The sequence below is a fragment of the Arthrobacter sp. AG258 genome, assembly GCF_004364695.1.
Lineage (GTDB): Bacteria > Actinomycetota > Actinomycetes > Actinomycetales > Micrococcaceae > Arthrobacter.
In genome coordinates, this window is sequence record NZ_SOBI01000007.1 from 32635 (window position 1) to 52888 (window position 20254).

General features: G+C 66.5%; 17 protein-coding genes. 8 read left to right on the plus strand and 9 right to left on the minus strand.

Annotated elements, in window-relative coordinates:
- The first annotated feature begins 13 nt into the window (after window positions 1-13).
- The 3 genes from DFO47_RS15250 (at window position 14) to DFO47_RS15260 (ending at window position 2058) form a co-directional block, all read left to right on the plus strand.
- A complete protein-coding gene (locus DFO47_RS15250) occupies window positions 14-730 on the plus strand; it encodes a MerR family transcriptional regulator (RefSeq protein WP_018763526.1) in 717 nt (238 codons plus the stop codon).
- Window positions 730-1233 (plus strand): bifunctional nuclease family protein, encoded by a 504-nt coding sequence (locus tag DFO47_RS15255; protein WP_018763527.1) that lies wholly within the window; start codon window positions 730-732, stop codon window positions 1231-1233. Before DFO47_RS15250 ends, DFO47_RS15255 begins: the two co-directional genes overlap by 1 nt.
- Window positions 1234-1464: 231 nt before the next feature.
- Window positions 1465-2058: a MerR family transcriptional regulator gene (locus DFO47_RS15260; RefSeq protein ID WP_018763528.1), complete on the plus strand. Its 594-nt coding sequence runs from the start codon at window positions 1465-1467 to the stop codon at window positions 2056-2058.
- A gap of 66 nt (window positions 2059-2124) precedes the next feature.
- Here the strand turns inward: DFO47_RS15260 and DFO47_RS15265 are convergent, their stop codons facing one another.
- Entirely contained in the window at window positions 2125-2943 is an 819-nt protein-coding gene (locus DFO47_RS15265) for a ParA family protein (RefSeq protein WP_026265085.1), read from the minus strand.
- 303 nt (window positions 2944-3246) lie between these two features.
- On the opposite strand from DFO47_RS15265, the gene DFO47_RS15270 reads away from it, so the two are divergent.
- On the plus strand, window positions 3247-6645 hold the full coding sequence (locus DFO47_RS15270) for a pyruvate carboxylase (protein WP_133832207.1): 3399 nt from the start codon (window positions 3247-3249) through the stop codon (window positions 6643-6645).
- A 71-nt stretch (window positions 6646-6716) separates the two neighbouring features.
- Here the strand turns inward: DFO47_RS15270 and DFO47_RS15275 are convergent, their stop codons facing one another.
- On the minus strand, window positions 6717-8525 hold the full coding sequence (locus DFO47_RS15275; RefSeq protein ID WP_109864338.1) for an AMP-dependent synthetase/ligase: 1809 nt from the start codon (window positions 8523-8525) through the stop codon (window positions 6717-6719).
- Window positions 8526-8696: 171 nt separating this feature from the next.
- Here DFO47_RS15275 and DFO47_RS15280 point away from each other — a divergent pair, with 171 nt between their 5' ends.
- On the plus strand, window positions 8697-9788 hold the full coding sequence (locus DFO47_RS15280; RefSeq protein ID WP_026265086.1) for an ROK family glucokinase: 1092 nt from the start codon (window positions 8697-8699) through the stop codon (window positions 9786-9788).
- An 18-nt stretch (window positions 9789-9806) separates the two neighbouring features.
- On the opposite strand, the gene DFO47_RS15285 is transcribed toward DFO47_RS15280, so the two are convergent.
- From DFO47_RS15285 to DFO47_RS15295, 3 genes are read right to left on the minus strand one after another with little or no spacing between them, the layout of a single operon-like run.
- Window positions 9807-10361 (minus strand): hypothetical protein, encoded by a 555-nt coding sequence (locus DFO47_RS15285; RefSeq protein ID WP_109864336.1) that lies wholly within the window; start codon window positions 10359-10361, stop codon window positions 9807-9809.
- On the minus strand, window positions 10348-11157 hold the full coding sequence (locus tag DFO47_RS15290; protein WP_109864335.1) for an alpha/beta fold hydrolase: 810 nt from the start codon (window positions 11155-11157) through the stop codon (window positions 10348-10350). The genes DFO47_RS15285 and DFO47_RS15290 overlap by 14 nt, the downstream gene beginning before the upstream one ends.
- A complete protein-coding gene (locus DFO47_RS15295) occupies window positions 11154-11942 on the minus strand; it encodes an alpha/beta fold hydrolase (RefSeq protein WP_133832208.1) in 789 nt (262 codons plus the stop codon). Before DFO47_RS15295 ends, DFO47_RS15290 begins: the two co-directional genes overlap by 4 nt.
- Before the next feature lie 111 nt (window positions 11943-12053).
- Here DFO47_RS15295 and DFO47_RS15300 point away from each other — a divergent pair, with 111 nt between their 5' ends.
- Together DFO47_RS15300 and DFO47_RS15305 are read left to right on the plus strand one after the other, a co-directional pair.
- On the plus strand, window positions 12054-12878 hold the full coding sequence (locus tag DFO47_RS15300; RefSeq protein WP_018763536.1) for a lysophospholipid acyltransferase family protein: 825 nt from the start codon (window positions 12054-12056) through the stop codon (window positions 12876-12878).
- Window positions 12879-12969: 91 nt separating this feature from the next.
- Window positions 12970-14364, plus strand: coding sequence for a 3-deoxy-7-phosphoheptulonate synthase class II (locus DFO47_RS15305; protein WP_018763537.1), 1395 nt, complete (start codon window positions 12970-12972; stop codon window positions 14362-14364).
- A gap of 35 nt (window positions 14365-14399) precedes the next feature.
- Here DFO47_RS15305 and DFO47_RS15310 read toward each other — a convergent pair whose 3' ends face one another.
- Window positions 14400-16499 carry a PASTA domain-containing protein gene (locus tag DFO47_RS15310; protein WP_133832209.1) on the minus strand — a complete coding sequence of 700 codons (2100 nt, stop codon included), beginning with the start codon at window positions 16497-16499 and terminating at the stop codon, window positions 14400-14402.
- Window positions 16500-16607: 108 nt separating this feature from the next.
- On the minus strand, window positions 16608-18014 hold the full coding sequence (locus DFO47_RS21220) for a lytic transglycosylase domain-containing protein (RefSeq protein ID WP_133832210.1): 1407 nt from the start codon (window positions 18012-18014) through the stop codon (window positions 16608-16610).
- A 248-nt stretch (window positions 18015-18262) separates the two neighbouring features.
- Here DFO47_RS21220 and DFO47_RS15320 point away from each other — a divergent pair, with 248 nt between their 5' ends.
- Window positions 18263-18616: an Rv2175c family DNA-binding protein gene (locus DFO47_RS15320; RefSeq protein WP_026265088.1), complete on the plus strand. Its 354-nt coding sequence runs from the start codon at window positions 18263-18265 to the stop codon at window positions 18614-18616.
- Between the two features lie 8 nt (window positions 18617-18624).
- Here the strand turns inward: DFO47_RS15320 and DFO47_RS15325 are convergent, their stop codons facing one another.
- Window positions 18625-19719, minus strand: a complete 1095-nt coding sequence (locus DFO47_RS15325) for a polyprenyl synthetase family protein (RefSeq protein ID WP_133832211.1) — start codon at window positions 19717-19719, stop codon at window positions 18625-18627.
- Window positions 19716-20240 (minus strand): hypothetical protein, encoded by a 525-nt coding sequence (locus DFO47_RS15330; RefSeq protein ID WP_018763542.1) that lies wholly within the window; start codon window positions 20238-20240, stop codon window positions 19716-19718. Before DFO47_RS15330 ends, DFO47_RS15325 begins: the two co-directional genes overlap by 4 nt.
- Between the last annotated feature and the right edge of the window lie 14 nt (window positions 20241-20254).

The window sequence follows — 20254 nt, forward strand, 5'->3', positions numbered from 1 at the left end:
ACTGCCTGTGGCAATGGCACAACCGGAACGCCGGGGCCCCCAGGTCCTGAATATCGGCGAGGTCCTCGCCCAGCTCAGCGCTGACTTCCCGGGCATGACGGCGTCGAAAATCCGCTTCCTTGAGGAAAAGGGCCTGATCAATCCGCGCCGCACACCTGCCGGCTACCGCCAGTACTCCGACGGCGACGTCGAACGCCTGCGGTTCGTGCTGGCCCTGCAGCGCGACCAGTACCTGCCCCTGAAGGTCATCAAGGACTACCTTGACGCAATCGACAGGGGAGAGCGGCCGGAAAACCTGCCCCCCGGCGTCGTGGTGTCCCCTCGTATTGTCTCGGACGAACTTGCCGCCGAGTTGCAGAACCGGGGCAGGAAACTGAGCGAGGAGCAACTTCGGACCGAATCCGGAGCCAGCGTCCCCCTGCTGCAGTCCCTGCTGAGCTTCGGCCTCATCAGCCACAGCAACGGCCAGTTCGATGAGCATGCCCTCCAGGTTGCCCGCGCGTGCGTGCAGCTGGAAAGCCATGGGCTCGAGCCGCGCCACCTTCGCCCCTTCCAGGCGGCGGCCGAGAGGGAATTCGGCCTCGTGGAACGTGCCGTCGCGCCGCTGGCCTCGCGCAAGGACTCGGCATCGCAGGCACGCGCGGCCGAGGCCGCCCGCGAGATCAGCGATCTTTGCCTCACCCTGCACCGGGCCCTGGTGCAAGACCACATCTCACGCATGGACATCTGATGATTGAAGTAGAGATCGTAGGCGTTCGCATCGAATTGCCGTCCAACCAGCCGCTGGTCCTGCTCAAGGAGATGCACGGCGAACGCCACGTGCCCATCTGGATCGGCACCCCCGAGGCCAGTGCCATTGCGCTCGCCCAGCAGGGTGTTGTCCCGCCCCGGCCCATGACGCACGATCTCCTGGTGGACGTGGTGGAGTCGCTGGGGCACTCCGTGGTCAGCGTCAACATCGTGGCCGTGGAAGACAACATTTTCTATGGCCAGCTGCAGTTCGAGAACGGCACCACGGTCAGCTCCCGGGCCTCCGACGCCCTGGCCATCGCGCTGCGGGCCAAGTGCCGGATCTGGTGTGCCGATTCGGTCATGGACGAGGCCGGAGTGCGCATCACGGAACATGATGAGGGGGAGGACACCGAGCCGGGCCCCACGGTGGACGAAGAACGCGAAATGCGCCGGTTCCGCGAGTTCCTCGACGACGTGGAGCCCGAGGATTTCGACGGCTAAGGTCACGTTAAGGTTAAAGTTGAGGCTGAAAGTTTCGACACGCCTCTTTCAACCCCCCAACGTCTTTGACCTGGGGACCTGCCGGGCCTAACGTCGAAGTATCAAGTTCCCTTGCTTACGGCAGCCGCGCAAGTCACACTGGAAAGTGCGCCCCGCGACAATTACACGCATGGTCTTCATGCCGAAGCTGCCTTAGAGAGTTCCTGGGAGCGTACGACAAGGAGGATCCAGGTGAGTCCCAAAGGCGAAGCAGGCGGGCTGAAACAGCCCACAGCTGGTGTTGCTGTGCCCGTGAGCGGTGCCCAGGGCCTCCTGTTCACCGAGGACCTTCCGGTACTGGATGAGGACGCAGGCTACCGCGGCCCCACTGCCTGCAAAGCCGCAGGCATCACTTACCGGCAGCTCGACTACTGGGCGAGGACCGGTTTGGTTGAACCCGCCGTCCGCGGTGCCGCCGGCTCCGGCTCACAACGGCTGTACGGCTTCCGGGACATCCTGGTCCTCAAAGTGGTCAAGCGCCTCCTGGATACCGGGGTCTCCCTGCAGCAGATCCGGACCGCCGTCGAACACCTCCGGGAGCGCGGCGTCGAGGACCTGGCACAGATTACGCTCATGAGCGACGGTGCAAGCGTCTACGAGTGCACGTCCGCGGATGAGGTCATAGACCTCGTCCAGGGTGGCCAGGGAGTCTTTGGCATCGCCGTTGGCCGTGTCTGGCGGGAAGTGGAAGGCAGCCTCGCGTCGCTGCCCAGCGAACATGCCGCGGAGCAATCCTTTCCCGACGACGAACTGAGCAAGCGCCGTGCGGCGCGGAAGATCAGCTGACACCCGTTCCAACAATTAAGGGCCACCCTCCGGACGGAGGGTGGCCCTTAATTGTTGGAACGGGTCCTAGCGGGTACGGCTCCGCAGGCCGGCGCCTGCGGCCATGAGGTTGGCCAGGAGGTCGTCAAACAATGCCGCCGCGGACTTGGCCGAATCGCCGGGCCAGTGATGCACGGGGTGGGCCGCACCCTGGATCTGCTGCCAATTGGCCTGCTCCGGGATCCTCGGGCTCAGCAGGAGTTCGCCGAACATGGACTCCATCTCCGCCAGCCGGTAGGTGTGCTCGGAGGAACCCGTGCGGACCCGGTTGGCCACGATGCCGGCAGGCGAAAGATTGGGGGCGAACTCCTGGCGGAACAGCTGGATGGCGCGCATGGTGCGTTCCGTGCCTGCCACCGAGAAGAGGCCGGGCTCGGCGACCAGGGCCACCTTGTCGCTGGCGGCCCATGCCATGCGGGTCAGCCCGTTGAGGGACGGCGGGCAGTCGATCAGGACCAGCTGGTAGTCCCCGGCGCCGGCAAGTACGGCCGACAGCCTGCGGAGGTCGCGGCGGCCAAGGTCCGGCCGATCGTAGATGCCCGTGTAGGCGGAGCCGACGGCGACGTCCAGGACGGCGGGCCCGGAACCGTTGGCCGGGACGCGGTCAGCCCAGTTGCTTCGCACCACGTTCTCGGCCATCTTTGCCCGGCGGGGGCTCTTCAGCATCCTGCCGATGTCCAGATGGTCTCCGGGCTGGACTCCCAGTGCCGTGGTGGCGTCGGCGTGCGGATCCAGGTCCACCACCAGTGTGCGAATTCCGGCGGCCAGCGCCGCAGACGCCAATCCTGTGGTGACGGAAGTCTTGCCGACTCCACCCTTAAGGCTGCTGATGCTGACTACTTGCACTTGAGAGACCAAAACCTAACGCCGGATGCCGTGTTGGGGGTAATGTTTGCCTCGGCAGAGCCGAAGCCGGACGGTCCTGCCGCCCTACTCATCATATGTTGATGCGTCGGCGAATCCTGTTTTATCGGGCGTCGGCATGGCACCGACTGTGCTGCCGGGGCGGTTTCCGCCAGCCACGCTGAAAGCGTTCGGGACATGACGGGGAAATCTGTGATGGTGGCCACAAAGATTTGTGTTTGTCCTTGTAGGTCCTAGACACTGTGACCACTCATTCGATCCACCCCGCAATGATGCAGGAGAAGTATGTTTTCCAAAGTTCTGGTGGCCAACCGCGGTGAAATCGCGATCAGGGCCTTCCGCGCCGGCTATGAGCTGGGTGCCAAGACCGTTGCCGTTTTTCCGCAGGAGGACCGAAACTCGATCCATCGCCAGAAAGCGGACGAGGCCTACCTGATCGGCGAGGAAGGACACCCTGTCCGGGCCTACCTGGACGTGGCTGAGGTGGTCCGGGTTGCCAAGGAGTCGGGCGCGGACGCGATTTACCCGGGTTATGGCTTCCTCTCCGAGAACCCGGAGCTTGCCCGCGCGGCGAAGGCCGCCGGCATCACCTTCGTTGGTCCGCCTGCGGAAGTGCTGGAGCTTGCCGGCAACAAGGTGGCGGCCCTCAAGGCTGCCCGCGAGGCCGGTGTCCCCGTACTGAAGTCCAGCGAGCCCTCCAGGGACCTGGACGAGCTGCTGGCGGCCGCCGACGAGATCGGATTTCCCATCTTCGCAAAGGCTGTAGCGGGCGGCGGCGGCCGCGGCATGCGCCGGGTGGACACCCGCGACGCCCTGCCTGAGGCCCTGAAGTCCGCCATGCGCGAGGCGGACGCGGCCTTCGGTGACCCCACCATGTTCCTGGAGCAGGCCGTCCTGCGCCCCCGCCACATCGAGGTGCAGATCCTTGCCGACGCAGAGGGCAACGTCATGCACCTCTTCGAGCGCGACTGCTCCATCCAGCGGCGGCACCAGAAGGTCATCGAGATCGCTCCCGCCCCCAACCTCGATGAGGGAATCCGGCAGGCCCTCTACCGGGACGCCGTGAAATTCGCCAAGGCCCTGAACTACGTCAACGCGGGCACGGTCGAATTCCTGGTGGACACCGAGGGTGAGCGGGCCGGCCAGCACGTCTTCATCGAAATGAACCCTCGCATCCAGGTGGAGCACACCGTCACCGAGGAAGTCACGGACGTGGACCTGGTCCAGGCCCAGATGCGGATCGCCTCCGGCGAGACCCTGGCCGACCTTGGACTGTCCCAGGACACCGTTAAACTCCGCGGCGCCGCCTTGCAGAGCCGCATCACCACCGAGGATCCCGCCAATGGTTTCCGGCCCGACGTCGGAAAGATCACCGGCTACCGCTCGGCCGGCGGCGCCGGCGTGCGGCTCGACGGCGGCACTGTGTACTCCGGTGCCGAGATCAGCCCCCACTTCGACTCCATGCTGGTTAAGCTCACCTGCCGCGGCCGGGACTACCCGTCAGCGGTGGCCCGTGCCCGCCGTGCCCTGGCCGAGTTCCGCATCCGCGGTGTCTCCACGAACATTCCCTTCCTCCAGGCCGTCCTGGACGACCCCGATTTCATCGCAGGCGATGTCGCCACCAACTTCATCGACCAGCGCCCTGAACTGCTCAAGGCCCGTGTCTCGGCCGACCGTGGCACCAAGCTCCTGACGTGGCTGGCCGAGGTCACCGTCAACAAACCCAACGGCGAGCTGACCGTGCACTCCAACCCCGCCGACAAGCTGCCGGACGTCAAGGGCCAGGAGGCGGCAGCGGGTTCGCGCCAGAGGCTCCTTGAGCTGGGCCCGGAGGGCTTCGCCAAGGCATTGCGCGAGCAGACCGCCGTGGCGGTCACGGACACCACGTTCCGCGACGCACACCAGTCCCTGCTGGCCACCCGCGTCCGCACCCGCGACCTCGTTGCCGCCGGGCCCGCCGTCACGGCGTTGCTCCCGCAGCTGCTGTCCGTTGAGGCGTGGGGCGGCGCAACCTACGATGTCGCCCTCCGCTTCCTCGGTGAGGACCCCTGGGACCGGCTCGCCGCGCTGCGCAAGGCGATGCCGAACGTGTGCATCCAGATGCTCCTTCGCGGCCGCAACACGGTTGGCTACACGCCGTACCCCGAAGAAGTGACGGAGGCCTTCGTGAACGAGGCCGCCGCCACCGGCATCGACATCTTCCGTATCTTTGACGCCCTGAACGACGTCAGCCAGATGGCCCCGGCCATCCGGGCGGTCCGCGCCACCGGCACCGCCGTCGCCGAAGTGGCGCTCTGCTACACCGGCGACATGCTGGACCCGGAAGAGAAGCTGTACACCCTTGACTACTACTTGGAGCTGGCGCAGAAGATCGTGGACGCCGGCGCCCATATCCTGGCCATCAAGGACATGGCGGGCCTGCTCCGCCCTGCGGCCGCGGCAAAGCTCGTGGCCGCCTTGCGGGAACGGTTCGACCTGCCCGTCCACCTGCACACGCACGACACGGCGGGCGGCCAGCTGGCCACCCTGCTCGCCGCTGTCGACGCCGGTGTGGACGCCGTGGATGTCGCAGCTGCATCGCTGGCCGGCACCACCAGCCAGCCCTCGGCGTCGGCCCTTGTTGCGGCCCTGGCCCACACGCCGCGCGACACCGGCATCAGCCTGGATGCGGTCAGCTCGCTGGAACCGTACTGGGAAGCGGTGCGCCGCGTGTACGCCCCGTTCGAGTCCGGCCTGCCGGGCCCCACCGGCCGCGTATACAAGCACGAAATCCCCGGCGGCCAGCTGTCCAACCTCCGCCAGCAGGCCATGGCATTGGGCCTGGGGGAGCGCTTCGAAGCGATCGAGGACATGTACACGGCCGCGGACCGGATCCTGGGCCACTTGGTCAAGGTGACGCCGTCCTCGAAGGTGGTGGGTGACCTCGCGCTCCACTTGGTGGGCCTCAACGCCGATCCCGCGGATTTTGAAGCGAATCCACAGAATTACGACATCCCCGACTCCGTCATCGGTTTCCTGTCCGGCGAGCTCGGTGATCCTCCGGGAGGCTGGCCCGAGCCCTTCCGCACCAAGGCCCTGCAGGGCAGGAGCGTAAAGGTCCGCGATGCCGAGCTCAGCGCCGAGGACAGCGCGGCCCTGAAGTCCGATTCGAAGACCCGCCAGCACACGCTGAACCGGTTGCTTTTCGACGGACCCACCAAGGACTACCTCAAGAGCGTGGACACGTACGGCAACATCTCCGTGCTGGATACCCGGGACTACCTCTACGGACTCCAGCGCGGCACCGAGCACGAAATCCAGCTGGAACGCGGAGTCCGCCTCATCGCCTCCCTGGAAGCCGTCTCGGAGCCGGACGAGAAGGGCATGCGCACCGTCATGTGCACCCTCAACGGCCAGTCCCGGCCGGTCGTGGTGCGGGACCGTTCCGTGGTCAGCAACGTCAAGGCGGCCGAGAAAGCCGATCCCGGCCAGCCGGGCCAGGTGGCGGCACCCTTCGCCGGCGCCGTCACTGTCACCGTCAAGCCCGGCGACACCGTCAAGCCCGGAGACACCGTGGCAACGATCGAAGCGATGAAGATGGAAGCTTCCATCACGACGCCGGTAGCCGGCAAGGTGGCCAGGCTCGCCATCTCCGCCGTCGAGCAGGTCCAAGGCGGGGATCTGCTGCTGGTGATCGAGGAGTAGACGGGCCACAGCCAGGTAAACGAAGGGGGCCTCCCGGCAACGGGAGGCCCCCTTCGTCTGCCGGCGCCTTGCTACGAACGCGGCGCGGAGTACATTTCCTCGATGACCGTTTCGAAGTCCTTTATCACCTGGGCCCGCTTCACCTTCATGGAAGGGGTCAGGTGCCCGGAAGCCTCGGTGAAGTCCGCCGGAACGATCCGGAAGGACTTGATGGCTTCGGCCTGCGAGACCGACGTGTTTGCCGCGGTGATCAGGTCCTGCACCGCCGCCTTCACTACCGGATTGCCCGCGGCCTGCTCGAGCGTCGTGTCCGCTGGAAGGCCGTGGCGCTGGAGCCAGCCCGGCAGTGCTTCCTGGTCCAGGGTCACCAAGGCGCCGATGAAGGGCCTGTTGTCGCCCACCACCAGGACCTGGGAGACCAGGGCGTCGGCGCGGATCTGGTCCTCCAGGAGGGCCGGGATCACGTTCTTGCCGCCGGCGGTAACGATGATCTCCTTCTTCCGCCCGGTGATCCATACGAAGCCTTCCTCGTCCAGCCGGCCGATGTCTCCGGTGTGGAACCAGCCGTCGGTGAACGCCTCGCCGGTGAGGTCCTCCCGTCGGTAGTAGCCCCGCATGACGCAGACGCCCTTGGCCAGGATCTCGCCGTCGTCGGCGATCTTGACCGCGTTGCCCGGCAGCGGCTTGCCCACCGATCCGATCTTGATCCGTGACGGCGTGTTGACCGTGATGGGAGCGGTGGTCTCGGTGAGGCCGTATCCCTCCAGCACCTGCAGCCCGATTCCTTGGAAGAAATGACCCAGCCGCTCGCCCAGGGGGCCGCCGCCGGACACGGCGTGCGCGACGTGTCCGCCCATTGCCGCCCGCAACTTGCCGTACACCAGTTTGTCGAACAGGGCGTGGCGCAACTTCAGGCCCAGCCCCACCCGTCCGTCCTGGCGTGCCTTGGAGAACGCAATGGCGGTGTCGGCTGCCCGGTGGAAGATGGCGCCCTTGCCGCCGTCCTCCGCTTTGGTCAGTGCGGAGTTGTAGACCTTCTCGAAGACCCTCGGTACCGCCAGGATGAAGGTGGGCTCGTAGCTCTGCAGGTCGCCCAGGAGGTTCTTGATGTCGGGGGTGTGGGCCACGGTGGTGCCGGCGGCCATCGCAAGCACGGAAATGAAGCGGGCGAACACGTGGGCCATCGGCAGGAACATGATGGTCTTGGCGTTCTCGTGGACGATGTCGCCGATGATGGCCAGGGCGTTGTCCGAGAGCTCCACGAAGTTCCCGTGCGTCAGCTCGCAGCCCTTGGGCCGTCCCGTGGTTCCGGAGGTGTAGATGATGGTGGCGACGTCGCCAAGGTTCGCTGCGCTGCGTCGCTTTTCGAGTTCTTCATCGCTGACGTCCCGGCCGGCATCGCGGAGCGCGTCCAGTCCCTGGCCCTCAAGCTGCCAGACGTGCTGCACGTCGGTGAGCCCCTCAGCCGTAACGGCCTGGCGGATGACGTTCTCGTGGTGCGCGGATTCGCCGAAAGCGGCCACAGCGCCCGAATCCCCGAGGTTCCAGGCGACCTGGGACGGGGACGACGTTTCATAGATGGGGACCGACACTGCACCGGCGAACCAGATGGAGAAGTCGACCAGTGCCCACTCGTAACGGGTGCGGGACATGATGCCCACGCGGTCGCCTGCAGCAACGCCGCTGGCGATCAGGCCCTTGGCCAAGGCCCTGACATCTGCCAGGAAGTCCGTGGCGGCAACGTTCTGCCACGCGCCCCCGGCATCCAGGCGCGAAAACAGTGCCGGATTGCTGGCCTTGCCTGCCTGCCGCAACACCAGGTCGGTGATGTTGGATTCGGGTGGGACAACAACCAGGGGCGGAACACTGAATTCGCGCACTATAGCTCCTTTGATATCTGAAGTCCCGCGCAGGGGGTTGCCTAAAGACTAATACCCCGGGCGGGACTGTGCAGTACATAAACCTACTGGCGAGTAACTTAGCCGTCAATGAGAGCCGTGTGCGGCCGCGTATGTCAAGACAATTCCGGTGCCCGCCTAGAATGGTGGACTATGTACGGAGCGTTGCCCGGCGATCAGGCCGGCCCCCTTGGAAGACCGGCTCCCTGGCGGCGCCGTCCCGCCATCCAGCGCGCCGGACGGTTGCACGGCGGCGGCGTCCGCGGGCACCTCCGCCTTGGCCGCAAGGGATTGGCCATCGGGATCGATATCGGGGGGACCAAGGTCGCCGCGGGCGTTGTGGACGCCGAAGGCCGGATTCTCAGCGAAGCGCGCCGGTCCACGCCTGGCACCGACCCGCGGGCGGTGGAGCAGGTCATTGTCGAACTCGTCGAGGAACTGGGCCGGGGCCACCGCATCTGGTCGGTGGGAATCGGCGCCGCAGGGTGGATGGACCTGGCCGGCGGAACCGTCCTCTTCAGTCCGCATCTGGCCTGGCGCAACGAGCCTCTCCGCGAGAACCTGCAACGGCTCCTTCGCCGTCCCGTGCTCCTGACCAACGACGCCGATGCTGCGGCGTGGGCGGAATGGCGCTTCGGTGCCGGCCAAGGGGAGGACCGCCTGGTGTGCATCACCCTTGGGACTGGAATCGGCGGGGCCATGGTGATGGACGGCAGGGTGGAACGCGGCCGCTTCGGAGTTGCCGGCGAGTTTGGCCACCAGATCATCATGCCCGGCGGCCACCGGTGCGAGTGCGGCAACCGCGGATGCTGGGAACAATACGCATCGGGCAACGCCCTGGGCCGGGAGGCCCGGCTCCTCGCCCGGGCAAATTCGCCCGTAGCCCAGGACCTGCTGGCGGCCGTGGGCGGCCGTCCGGAAGCAATCACGGGTGCAATCGTCACGGAACTGGCCCTGGCGGGCGACCGTGCCTCGCGCGAACTGATCGAGGAAGTGGGCGAATGGCTTGGCCTGGGACTGGCCAACCTGGCCGCAGCCCTCGATCCAGGCATGTTCGTCATCGGCGGGGGCTTGTGCTCTGCGGGTGACCTGCTGGTGCAGCCGGCCCGCAAGGCGTTCTCCCGGAACCTCACCGGCCGTGGCTTCCGGCCGGAAGCGGCCATCGAACTGGCGGCCCTGGGTCCCAATGCCGGCCTGATCGGCGCAGCCGACCTCTCCCGCGTCAGCAGCCGCGTCCGCAGCTGACCTGGCCGGGGAGCCCTGCTAGACCCTCGCGCCGTCGTCGTCGCCGTTCTTTTCCTGCGGCAGCTTCATGATCAGGTAAACGGTCGCGAGCACGAAGACGGCAACAATGCCGACGATCGCCAGCAGGGGTGCCGACCGCCAGAACATTGCCGACAACAGCAGCGCCACCGGTCCGCCCACGGCTCCCAGCCACGCCAGCATGGTCAGCGGATCGGTGCCGGCCAGGCTGGGCGGCTCCTCGGGCACGAACTCACCGCCGTCGTCGTCAACCTCATAGTCGCGGGGTCCCTCGGACGGGCCGGCAGGCTCCGTGCCCGTCCCGCCGGCGGCTGCCGCCTGGCGCTCCGCCGCCGGCATCCCTGCCAGCCCCAGGGGGTCGAAGTCCTGGAACGACGGCGGCTGGTGGGTTTCCGGCGCTCCGGACACCTTCCCGGACGGTGGCAGCTGGCCGCCTGCCGGGGTATCAGGGCGCGTTGCCACGGTGTCCGATTCGAGCCGTGCCACCAGGTCCAGCCAGACGGCGTCATCCTGGCTGGCCCCCGGATCCGGCTGGCCCGGGTCATGCCTGTTCATGGCGGCCCTCCTGCCCAGCAGCGGCGGGACTGGCCGGGGGCGCGGCGTTCAGGACCCGCCGAATGAAATCCACCGAGCCCTCGAAAATCAGATCTGCGTCGTTGTCCAGGGTGGCGACGTGGTAACTGTTTTCCAGCCGGACCACGTCCAGGGGTGCGTTCGCCAGCCCGCGCCGAAGGACAGCCATGCTGGCATCGGACACCACATGGTCCACGGTTGACCGGTACACCTGGACCGGGGCGGTGATCCGGGGGAGGAGCCGGACGGTGTCCTTGAACATCTTGTTGAGTTCGTGGGCGGCGGCCACCGGGGTGCGTGCGTAGGCGCCCTCATCCACGCCGGCTTTGAGGATGTCGTTGCCGATGGACGGGGTGCTCTTCAGGACCAGCTTCAGGATGCCCGCCAGCGGCGCGCGGGGGTCGTCGACCACCAGGCCGGGGTTCACCAGGACCACTCCCGCCACCGGCCTGGTTGCGGCAATCCTCAGCGCCAGGGCACCGCCCATGCTCAGCCCGGCAGCGAAAACCCGGTCGCACTGGGAGTCCAGCTCGAGGAACGCTTCATCGAGGGCGCTGTGCCATTGCTGCCAGCGGGTCCGGGAGAGGTCCTGCCACGTCGTGCCGTGGCCCGGAAGCAGCGGCATCCGGACGGCGAACCCAGCCTCGGCGAACGCCGTGGCCCAGGCGCGCAAACCATGCGGGCTTCCCGTGAAGCCATGGGACAGGACGATTCCGGTGCGGGGACCCTCGCCGCTGAAGGCACTGGAGAAGGGGCTGTGGTCGGGGCCGGAGGTCATGGGGTCTCCAAGGTACTGGTGCGGCGGGCGTGGGCGGCGACGAATGCTTCCGATTTCTCGAAGATCGCGGGCGCGTCCACGTCCAGAGTAGCCACATGTCCGCTGCTGGCAAGCTCCACCACCTCGGCGAGGTTTCCCCGCAGCCCTTTCTCCAGGAGGGCCAGGGATGATGGCGGGACCACGGCGTCCGTCCGCGATTTGAAGACCTGGACCGGGGCGTCCACTTTCGGCAGCCCGCGGATTGCGGCGCCAAAGAGCTTCTTGAGCTCATGCACGGCCGCCAACGGAGTCCGCGAATAGTCGCCGTCGTCCGTTGCCGCCGCCGTAGGTTGGTCCTCCTGGATGGGAATCGTGGTCCGCTGGAAGTACTTGAGGACACCGATCACGCGCACCCGGCGGTCATAGAAGCTCAGGCCCGGGTTGACGATGGTGACCCCCGCAGTGTGGTGGCGGGAGGCCGCAAGCAGGGCGATCGCGCCGCCCATGGAGAGGCCGGCGGTAAACGTCATTTCCGTCCCCGCGGAAAGATCCAGGAAGGCTTCCTCGTAACTGCGGTACCAGTCCTGCCACCTCGTTCGGGCGAGCTGGCGCCAGTGGGTCCCATGTCCCGGCAACAGGGGAACGGACACCGCGTATCCCTGGTCCGCCAGGTGGGTTGCCCACGGCAGCACGCTTAACGGGCTGCCGGTGAACCCGTGGCAGATGGCGATGCCAATCCGCGCATTGGGGCCGTGGCCTGGATAGCTGAAAGCGGCCGGACGGGGCGGGGTGCTGCTTTCAGTCATGACTCCATCGTGTCACTGTTCCTGCCAAATCTCACTAGAGTAGGGTTGCATTGAATCGCTGGCCAGGCCCGACGCCGGGGCTGGAAGCCGCCTTCCGGAGAGGTTCGCCACGTGTTCTATTGGGTCATGAAAAGGATCTTCCTCGGTCCGGTGATCAAGATGCTTTTCCGGCCGTGGGTCAAGGGCCTGGACAACATCCCTGCGCAGGGGGCCGCCATTATCGCCTCCAACCACCTGTCATTCTCGGATTCCATCTTCATGCCGCTCATGGTCCGCCGCCCGGTGGTGTTCCTGGCAAAGTCGGAATACTTCACGGGAACCGGGATCAAGGGCAGGTTGACGGCGGCGTTCTTCCGCCTGACCAACCAGCTGCCCATGGACCGGTCCGGCGGTGCGGCCTCGGCGGCATCCCTGAACGCCGGGATGGACGTGCTCACCTCCGGCGGCCTGCTGGGCATCTACCCCGAGGGCACGCGCAGCCCGGACGCCCGGTTGTACCGCGGGAAAGTGGGTGTGGCCCGGCTGGCGCTGCAGGCGGGAGTTCCCGTCATTCCGGTGGCCATGATCGGCACCGACAAAGTCCAGCCCATCGGCAAGCGGCTGCCCAACATCCGCAGGATCGGCATGATCTTCGGCGAGCCGCTGGATTTCAGCCAATACCGCGACCAGGCGGAAGACCGCACCGTGCAGCGGCTTGTCACCGACGAGATCATGACCAACCTGATGCGGCTGTCCGGCCAGGAGTACGTGGACGAGTACGCCGCCGTGGTCAAGCTGCGGCTTGCCGGCAAGCCCGTGAAACCCCAGGCGGCCGCCGAGCCACTGGCCGCGCCGGTCGCCGCCGACGGCGAGTTCGTCCAGGGCAGCGGCCCGAAGGCCCCGGCGGAAGGCACTCCGGCCCCGGAGGACGACGCCGGGACATCCGCCGCCAGGTAACAGCACTGGGCTTTCCTGTGCTGTTATGACGCCGGTGCCGGGCTGAGTGACGACGCTGTGCCCGCCGGTCCCGCCCGGACGCTAGTCTTAGATGGTGACTGAGCTATCCGCAAAACCTGCCTTTTCGCTGTCCAGTACCGCCCAGAGCGGGGCGGCCAACTATCCCGGACTCGATAACTGGCGGGACCTTCCCATCTCGCAGCAGCCCAGCTGGCAGGACCGCGGCGTCTTCGAGGCCTCGGTAAAGGAACTTTCCGTCCTTCCCCCGCTGGTTTTCGCCGGTGAAGTGGACGTGCTGCGCGAGCGGCTCGCCGCCGCGGCCCAGGGCAAGGCCTTCCTGCTGCAGGGCGGCGACTGCGCCGAAACGTTCGAGGCCGCCACGGCAGACAAGATCAGCGCCCGCGTCAAGACCATTCTGCAGATGGCGGTGGTGCTCACGTACGGGGCGGCAATGCCGGTCATCAAGATGGGCAGGATGGCGGGCCAGTTCGCCAAGCCCCGTTCCTCAAACGACGAAACCCGCGACGGCGTCACGCTTCCCGCCTACCGCGGCGACATTGTCAACGGCTACGATTTCACGCCCGAGTCCCGCGGCCATGACGCCGCCAGGATGCTCCGCGCCTACCACACCTCGGCGTCCACCCTGAACCTCATCCGGGCCTTCACCCAGGGTGGATTCGCGGACCTCCGCTCGGTGCACCAGTGGAACAAGGGGTTCACCGAAAACCCGGCCCACGCGCGCTACGAGTCACTGGCCCGGGACATCGACCGCGCCATCAAATTCATGGACTCCTGCGGCGCCGACTTCGAAGCCCTCAAGCGGGTGGAGTTCTTCGCCAGCCACGAGGCATTGCTGCTTGATTACGAGCGCGCCCTGACGCGCATCGACTCCCGCACCGGTTTCCCCTACGACACCTCGGCCCACTTCTTGTGGATCGGGGAGCGCACCCGGGAACTGGACCACGCACACGTCGACTTCCTCTCGCGGGTGCGCAACCCCATCGGGGTCAAGCTCGGCCCGTCCACCACCGGTGATGACGCCCTGCGCCTGATCGACAAGCTGGACCCTGACCGCGAGCCCGGCCGCCTGACCTTCATCACCCGCATGGGTGCCGGCAACATCCGCGAGAAGCTGCCTGCCGTCGTCGAGAAGGTCACAGCGTCCGGTGCCCAGGTGCTGTGGGTCACCGACCCCATGCACGGCAACACCGTCACGTCGCCCAACGGCTACAAGACGCGCAATTTCGACGACGTCATCGACGAAGTGCGCGGCTTCTTCGAAGTGCACCACGGGTTGGGCACGGTACCGGGCGGCCTGCACGTGGAGATGACCGGCGACGATGTGGCCGAGTGCCTGGGCGGCGCGGACCCGATCGACCAGGATGCCTTCCTGGACCGCTATGAATCCGTGTGCGATCCCCGCCTGAACCATATGCAGTCGCTGGAAATGGCGTTCCTCGTCGCCGGGGCCCTCGCCAAGAACTAGGCCGGGTTGGGGCCGGCACTGCCGGCCCCAACCTCCTACACCACGGTGATGGTGATGACGGAACCCTCCGGGACCTTCCGGTTAACCGGTTCCTGGTCCCGGACGGTGCCGAAGAAGCCGCCGAGGATGTTGTTGACCCGGACCTGGAAGCCCAGCGCTTCCAAGGCCTTCCGCGCGTCTGCAGCCTGTTTGCCGATGAAGCTGGGGACATCCACCATCTTTGGCCCCTTGGAAAGGGTCAGGGTGACCGTCCCGCCGCGGGTCAGTGTCCCGGTAGCCGGAGTCTGGCTGACCACGGCGCCCTCGGGAACGGATTTGTCGAACACCGCATCGGGTGATGTGTCGGCAGTGAGCCCCGCGGCCTTAATTGCGGCGACGGCGTCGTCCTTGGCTTTGCCCACGACGGAGGGAACGGGGATCGGCTGCGGTCCCTTGGATACCACCATCTCCACAGGCGTGCCGTGCCGGGCTGGAGTGCCGGCCGCCGGATTTTGCGAGAGCACCGTGCCGGCCGCGGTTTGGTCGTCATACTGTTCGTTGACCGGGCCCAGCGCCATTTGGGCTGCGTTGAGGGCGTTCTTCGCGTCCGTCAGGGTTCCGCCCGTGAGTTTGGGCAGGGGGAAGAGCTGCGGTCCCTTCGAGACCAGCAGGGAGACCGGTTGGAATTTCCGGATCTCCGTTCCGGCGGACGGATCGCTGCCCACCACCAGCCCGGTGGGCACCTGGTCATCGAAGACATCGCTGGTGGTGGAATGGAAACCCACCCCGTTGAGCAGCTGCTGGGCCTGCGCCACCGTTTTATTGGCGACGGCCGGCACCTCGGCCGCAGCGCCTGGTCCCATGCCGAAAAACCATCCGGCGCCCGTGGCCAGCAGGGCGGCAACAATAAGCACGACAATCCACAGGATGCCGCGCCGGCGGGGGTTGCCTTCACGGAGTGTCCGCGCCGGAGTGGCGGCCGCCCGCGCGCGGACCTTTTCGTCCTCCTTCTCCGACCGGCGCTGCGCCCGCTTGCTGAGCCGGGGCGGCGGCGCAGTCCAGGCGTCGTCGGCGTCGTCGGCGTCGTCGGGAAGTGCGAGGTCCGGCCGCCTGGAGTGGAACATCAGGGCTTCCGTAGCAGCCCCGCCGTCCGTGCTGTCCTGCTGCAGCGGTTGCCGTCCGGGGGGATAGCCGGGGGCAGCCGGCCGTGCGGGGGGCATCAACGTTGTGGGATTGCTGGCGCGGGCCAGGACCTCGGTCTGGTGCTGGGCCGTTGCTGCTGCAGCTGCGGGCGGCTGCAGGTCAAGTTCGGCATCCGTGAGGTTGGTCCGGATGTGGCGCAGCTCCTGGAGCAGCGCATTGCCGTCGACCGGCCGGTTTTCCGGATCATTGGCGGTGCACCACTGCACCAGCTCATCGACTTCCGCTGCGAGGCCGGGAACCAAGGCCGACGGCGGCCCGACCGTTCCGTTGACATGCTGGTAGGCGACCTGGATGGGGACGTCACCCTCGAACGGCTGTCGCCCCGTCAGCATTTCGTACAACATGATGCCCACGGAATAGACATCGCTGCGCTCGTCCGCCTGTTGGCCCAGGACCAGCTCGGGGGAGATATAGGCGACGGTGCCGATCAGCGCACCGGTGCTGGTGGAACTGGTGACCGCGCGGGCCAGGCCGAAATCGCCAATCTTTATCCTGCCGTCATCGGCGATCAGGACATTCTCCGGCTTGACGTCCCGGTGGATGAAGCCTGCTGCGTGCGCGGCTCCCAGGCCCTCCACCACGGGGTCGATCAGGGCCAGCGCCAGCCGCGGCGAGAGGGCACCCCGTTCCCTGAGGACGTCCCGAAGCGTGTGGCCCTTGATGTACTCCATGACGAGGTAGGCGGTGTTGCCGTCGTTGCCCTGGTCCAGGACACCCACCACGTGCGGGTGCGAGAGGCGCGCGGCGGCCTTCGCTTCGCGGCCAAGCCTGCCAAGGAAGCTTTCGTCGGCGGCGAGGTGCGGGTGGAGCACCTTGAGCGCCACTTCGCGGTCCAGCCTCTGGTCGACGGCCAGGTAGACGGTGGACATTCCGCCGCGGGCGAGTCTGGAGGCCACTGCGTAGCGGTTGTCCACCAGTGTCCCTGCAAGGGGGTCTGTCACGTGTTCCTGCACCTTACGATCCTAATCCCGCGGCAAAAGGCATCCGAAACGGAAGCGGGTCCGAACCGGTAACGGTTCGGACCCGCGGTGTTTCATCCGGAGCCGGTGATGCCCGGGGGCTCAGCTGTAGTTTTTCTGGTTTGCCTTGATAGCGGCTACGTAGGCCTTGGTGTCGTCGTACATTCCGTACTTGCTCACCGAGTACTGGCCTTGGTAGTACCCGGCGATGGCCGTGTCCTGGTCCTTGCTGGTTGCCAGCAACTGGCGAAGGATGGCGATGCCTGCCGTCGCGTTGTCGTAAGGGTCGAGCAGGTTCAGCTTGCGCCCGACCAAGTCGGATGCCCACTGCCCGGAGCTGGGAATGACCTGCATGGTTCCGATCGCGTTCGCCGGTGACACGGCCCGCTGGTTGAAGCCTGACTCCTGGTAGGCAAAGGCGAGGGCCAGCGAAGTATCCACGCCCATTCGACGGGCGGTATCCGCCACGATGTTCTTCATTTCATCCCTCGAAGGGACGGGGGACGCGTTGAGGAGGGCTTTGTTCTCGTTGGCCGAACTCACGACCGCTGCCGGGTAGCTGAAGCCGAGGAAGGTGCTGGGGACCAGGGGAGCGGCGGCAGGCTGCGGGGCTGCGGGGGCGGGCTGCGGGCCTGCCTGTCCGGCGCCGCCGGGGATGACCAGTTTGCTGCCGGGGTAGATGACGGTGGTCATGCTCAACTGGTTCGCGGAGAGCAGGTCCGACAACTTGACCCCGTGCCGGGAGGCAATGGCTGAGAGGGTGTCACCGGCCTTGATCGTGTAGGAACCGGAGGCCGGAGCGGACGTGACGGCCAAGGCGGGTGCAGGAGCAGCCGGGGCGGGAGCCGCCGGTGCCGGTGCAGCAGGGGCGGGAGCGGCGTTTCCGGCGCTGACCTTGATCTTCTGGCCCGGGTAGATGATGGAGCGCATCGACAGGTTGTTCCAGGCAAAGACGTCGGAGAGGCCCACATTGTGCCGCGCGGCAATGGCACCCAAGGTGTCTCCAGGCTTCACCGTATAGGTTGCGCCGCCCGGGGCTGCCGGTGCTGCCGGAGCCTGCGCTGCCGGAGCCGGCGAGGGGGCTGCCGGTGCTGCCGAGCCGGACAGTTTGATCTTCTGGCCGGGGTAAATGATGGTGTTCGGCTGGAGGTTGTTCAGCTTGAGGATTTCCCCTGTGTCCAGTCCGAAGCGGCCGGCGATCGCGCTCACGGTGTCGCCCCGGACGATGGTGTACTCCGCAGGGGGCGCCGGCTGTGCGGGCTGCAGGGTGGCCGGAATGGTGGTGGAGACAGAAGAGGCGGGGATGACCGCGCCGGAAACCTGGGCAGCTGCCTGGGCTTTCATGGCCGCTGCAAGGCTGCTGGGAATGGTGCGTACCGGCTGCGCTGCCGCTGCGGGTTGGGCAAGGGCCAAGGATGACAGGACAACCGCTGGCAGTGCCGCGGTGGTGGCGGCAATCATCGGCAGGCTCGGCTTGGGGGGCTGCTTGGGCGAGCGGGACATCGACATGGAAAGAATCCTCTTCTCAACTGCGGGCGCGGACGCGGGCGGGGATGCCGCTGTCAATCTTGATACTACTGTGACTTAAGTTATTCGTGTTACAACTGTGATCAAAGTGAATCTCTCACGAATTTGCGATTAGCACAAGAAGCCGGAGAATGCCCGGAATGCCCAATTTCATGGAGTGTCCCGGGGCGGCCAGGCAAATGAATTGCCCCGACTAGGCGACACGGTACGCAGCGTGGCAACCTTGGTCCGTGAGTAATGTAGAAAACCTGGTGGGCGAGTGGTTGCCGCTGCCCGACGTCGCACGTTTGTTGGATGTTTCCGTCACGAAGGTCCATGGCCTGATTGACGACCATGCTTTGGCCGCGGTGCGGGTTGGGGAGCGGAAGATCCGTTCGGTTCCCGCAGAATTCATCCAGGATGGCCAGGTAGTGGACAGCCTCAAAGGCACCATTGTGGTGCTCTCCGATGCAGGTTATTCGGATGAAGACCTCATTGTGTGGCTGTTTACCGCCGATGAATCATTGCGCGGCCGCCCTATTGATGCATTGCGGGAAGGCCGCAAGACGGAAATCAGGCGCAGGGCCCAAACTCTCGCCTGGTAACTTGCCGCTTAGGAGGCTCGGCTGACGGTTGCTTCAGCCAGCCTCCGCAGGGCGGTCTTGGGCAGGTCTTCCAGTTCGAGTTCATCGAGGGCATCAAATGCCGCGGCACCGAATTCCCCGATCAGGACCTCCGTAGCCTGCAGCGCGCCGGAATCCTCGATGATCCGCCTGATGTCGAGGATGTCCGCCTCGGAAAGATCGGGGCTGCCGAGGCTGGCGTCGATAAAGGCCGACTCCGCGGGTGATGCCTGGTCCAGGGCCAGCGCCACCAGGACCGTGCGCTTGCCCTCCCTTAAATCGTCCCCCGCGGGCTTGCCCGTGGTCAGCGGATCGCCGAATACCCCCAGGACGTCGTCGCGGAGCTGGAATGCTTCGCCGAGCGGCAGGGCGAACGCCGAGTAGCCGCGGAGCAGCTCGTTGGACGCTCCAGCCAAGGCTCCGCCCAGTGCCAGCGGATGTTCGGTGGAGTACTTGGCGCTCTTGAACCGGATGATGGACTGGGCCCTGCCGACCGCTCCGGCGCGGTCCCGGACCGGCCCTGCCACTTCCTCAAGGATGTCCAGGTACTGTCCGGCCATTACCTCGGCGCGCATGAGGTTGAAGATCAGCCGTGCCCTGCTGCCTGAGGCTGCACGCTCGCCGATGTCGGTGAACGCTTCCTCGCTGAAGGACAGGCAAAGGTCGCCGGCAAGGATGGCTGCTGCCTGGCCGAAGCGTTCGCCGTCCAGGGCCCAGCCCTGCGCGGTATGCAGCTGGCTGAAACGCCGGTGCACACTGGGACCGCCACGCCGGGTGTCCGAACGGTCGATGATGTCATCGTGGATCAGGGCAGCGGCCTGGAACAGTTCCAGTGCGGCACCTGCCGTCACAACCTGGCTGGCTCCGGCCGCCCCGCCGGCGCCGCGCCAGCCCCAGTAGCACATGAGCGCCCGCAGGCGCTTGCCGCCGGTGACCAGGTTCGAGATGGAGCCCATGATGGGCTCGATGTCCGGCGAGATGCCGGACATGATGGACTGTCGCTGGGTCAGGAAGCCGGTCAGTTCGCCGGCAACTCCCGCCACGAAGTCTGCCTGTTCATTCCTCAGCTGCTCCGCGGCCGTCACTTGGCCGACTCAGCTGCGACGTTCGCGCCGATCGTAAACGTGGAAACGCCGGAAGCCTCCACCACCGCGAGGTTCACGGTCTCATTGTCGCCACGGACGAAGTCCTTGGAAGCAACCCCGCCCACGGTATCGCCTGGCACCGCCTTGAAGCCCTGGCCTTCGAGGGCCTTGGTGTAGAAGTCGATGACGGCGCTGGTGGGAGCCGATACCGTGCCCACCAGCGCGGCCGTTGCCGGGGTGGATGCCTTGTCAAAGCTGCTGGACACCACCGTGGCCCCGGTCATCAGGGGAAGAAGCTGCTGGGGAAACCCTTCGACGACGGCGCCGACCGTTGCCGACGTGTTGGGGGATGCCGACGGGCTGGGCGAGGCCGTGAGGGTGGACTGCGTGGCGGCAATGGAAGCGGTCTGGGAGGACTCTGCCTGGCCTGACGGGGCTTGGCTGCACGCGGCAAGGGCGAGGACCCCGACGGCGGCAAGCGCGGCCAGGCCAGCTGGCTTGAAGTTTCCAATAACCGTCACAGAGACTTTCCTCC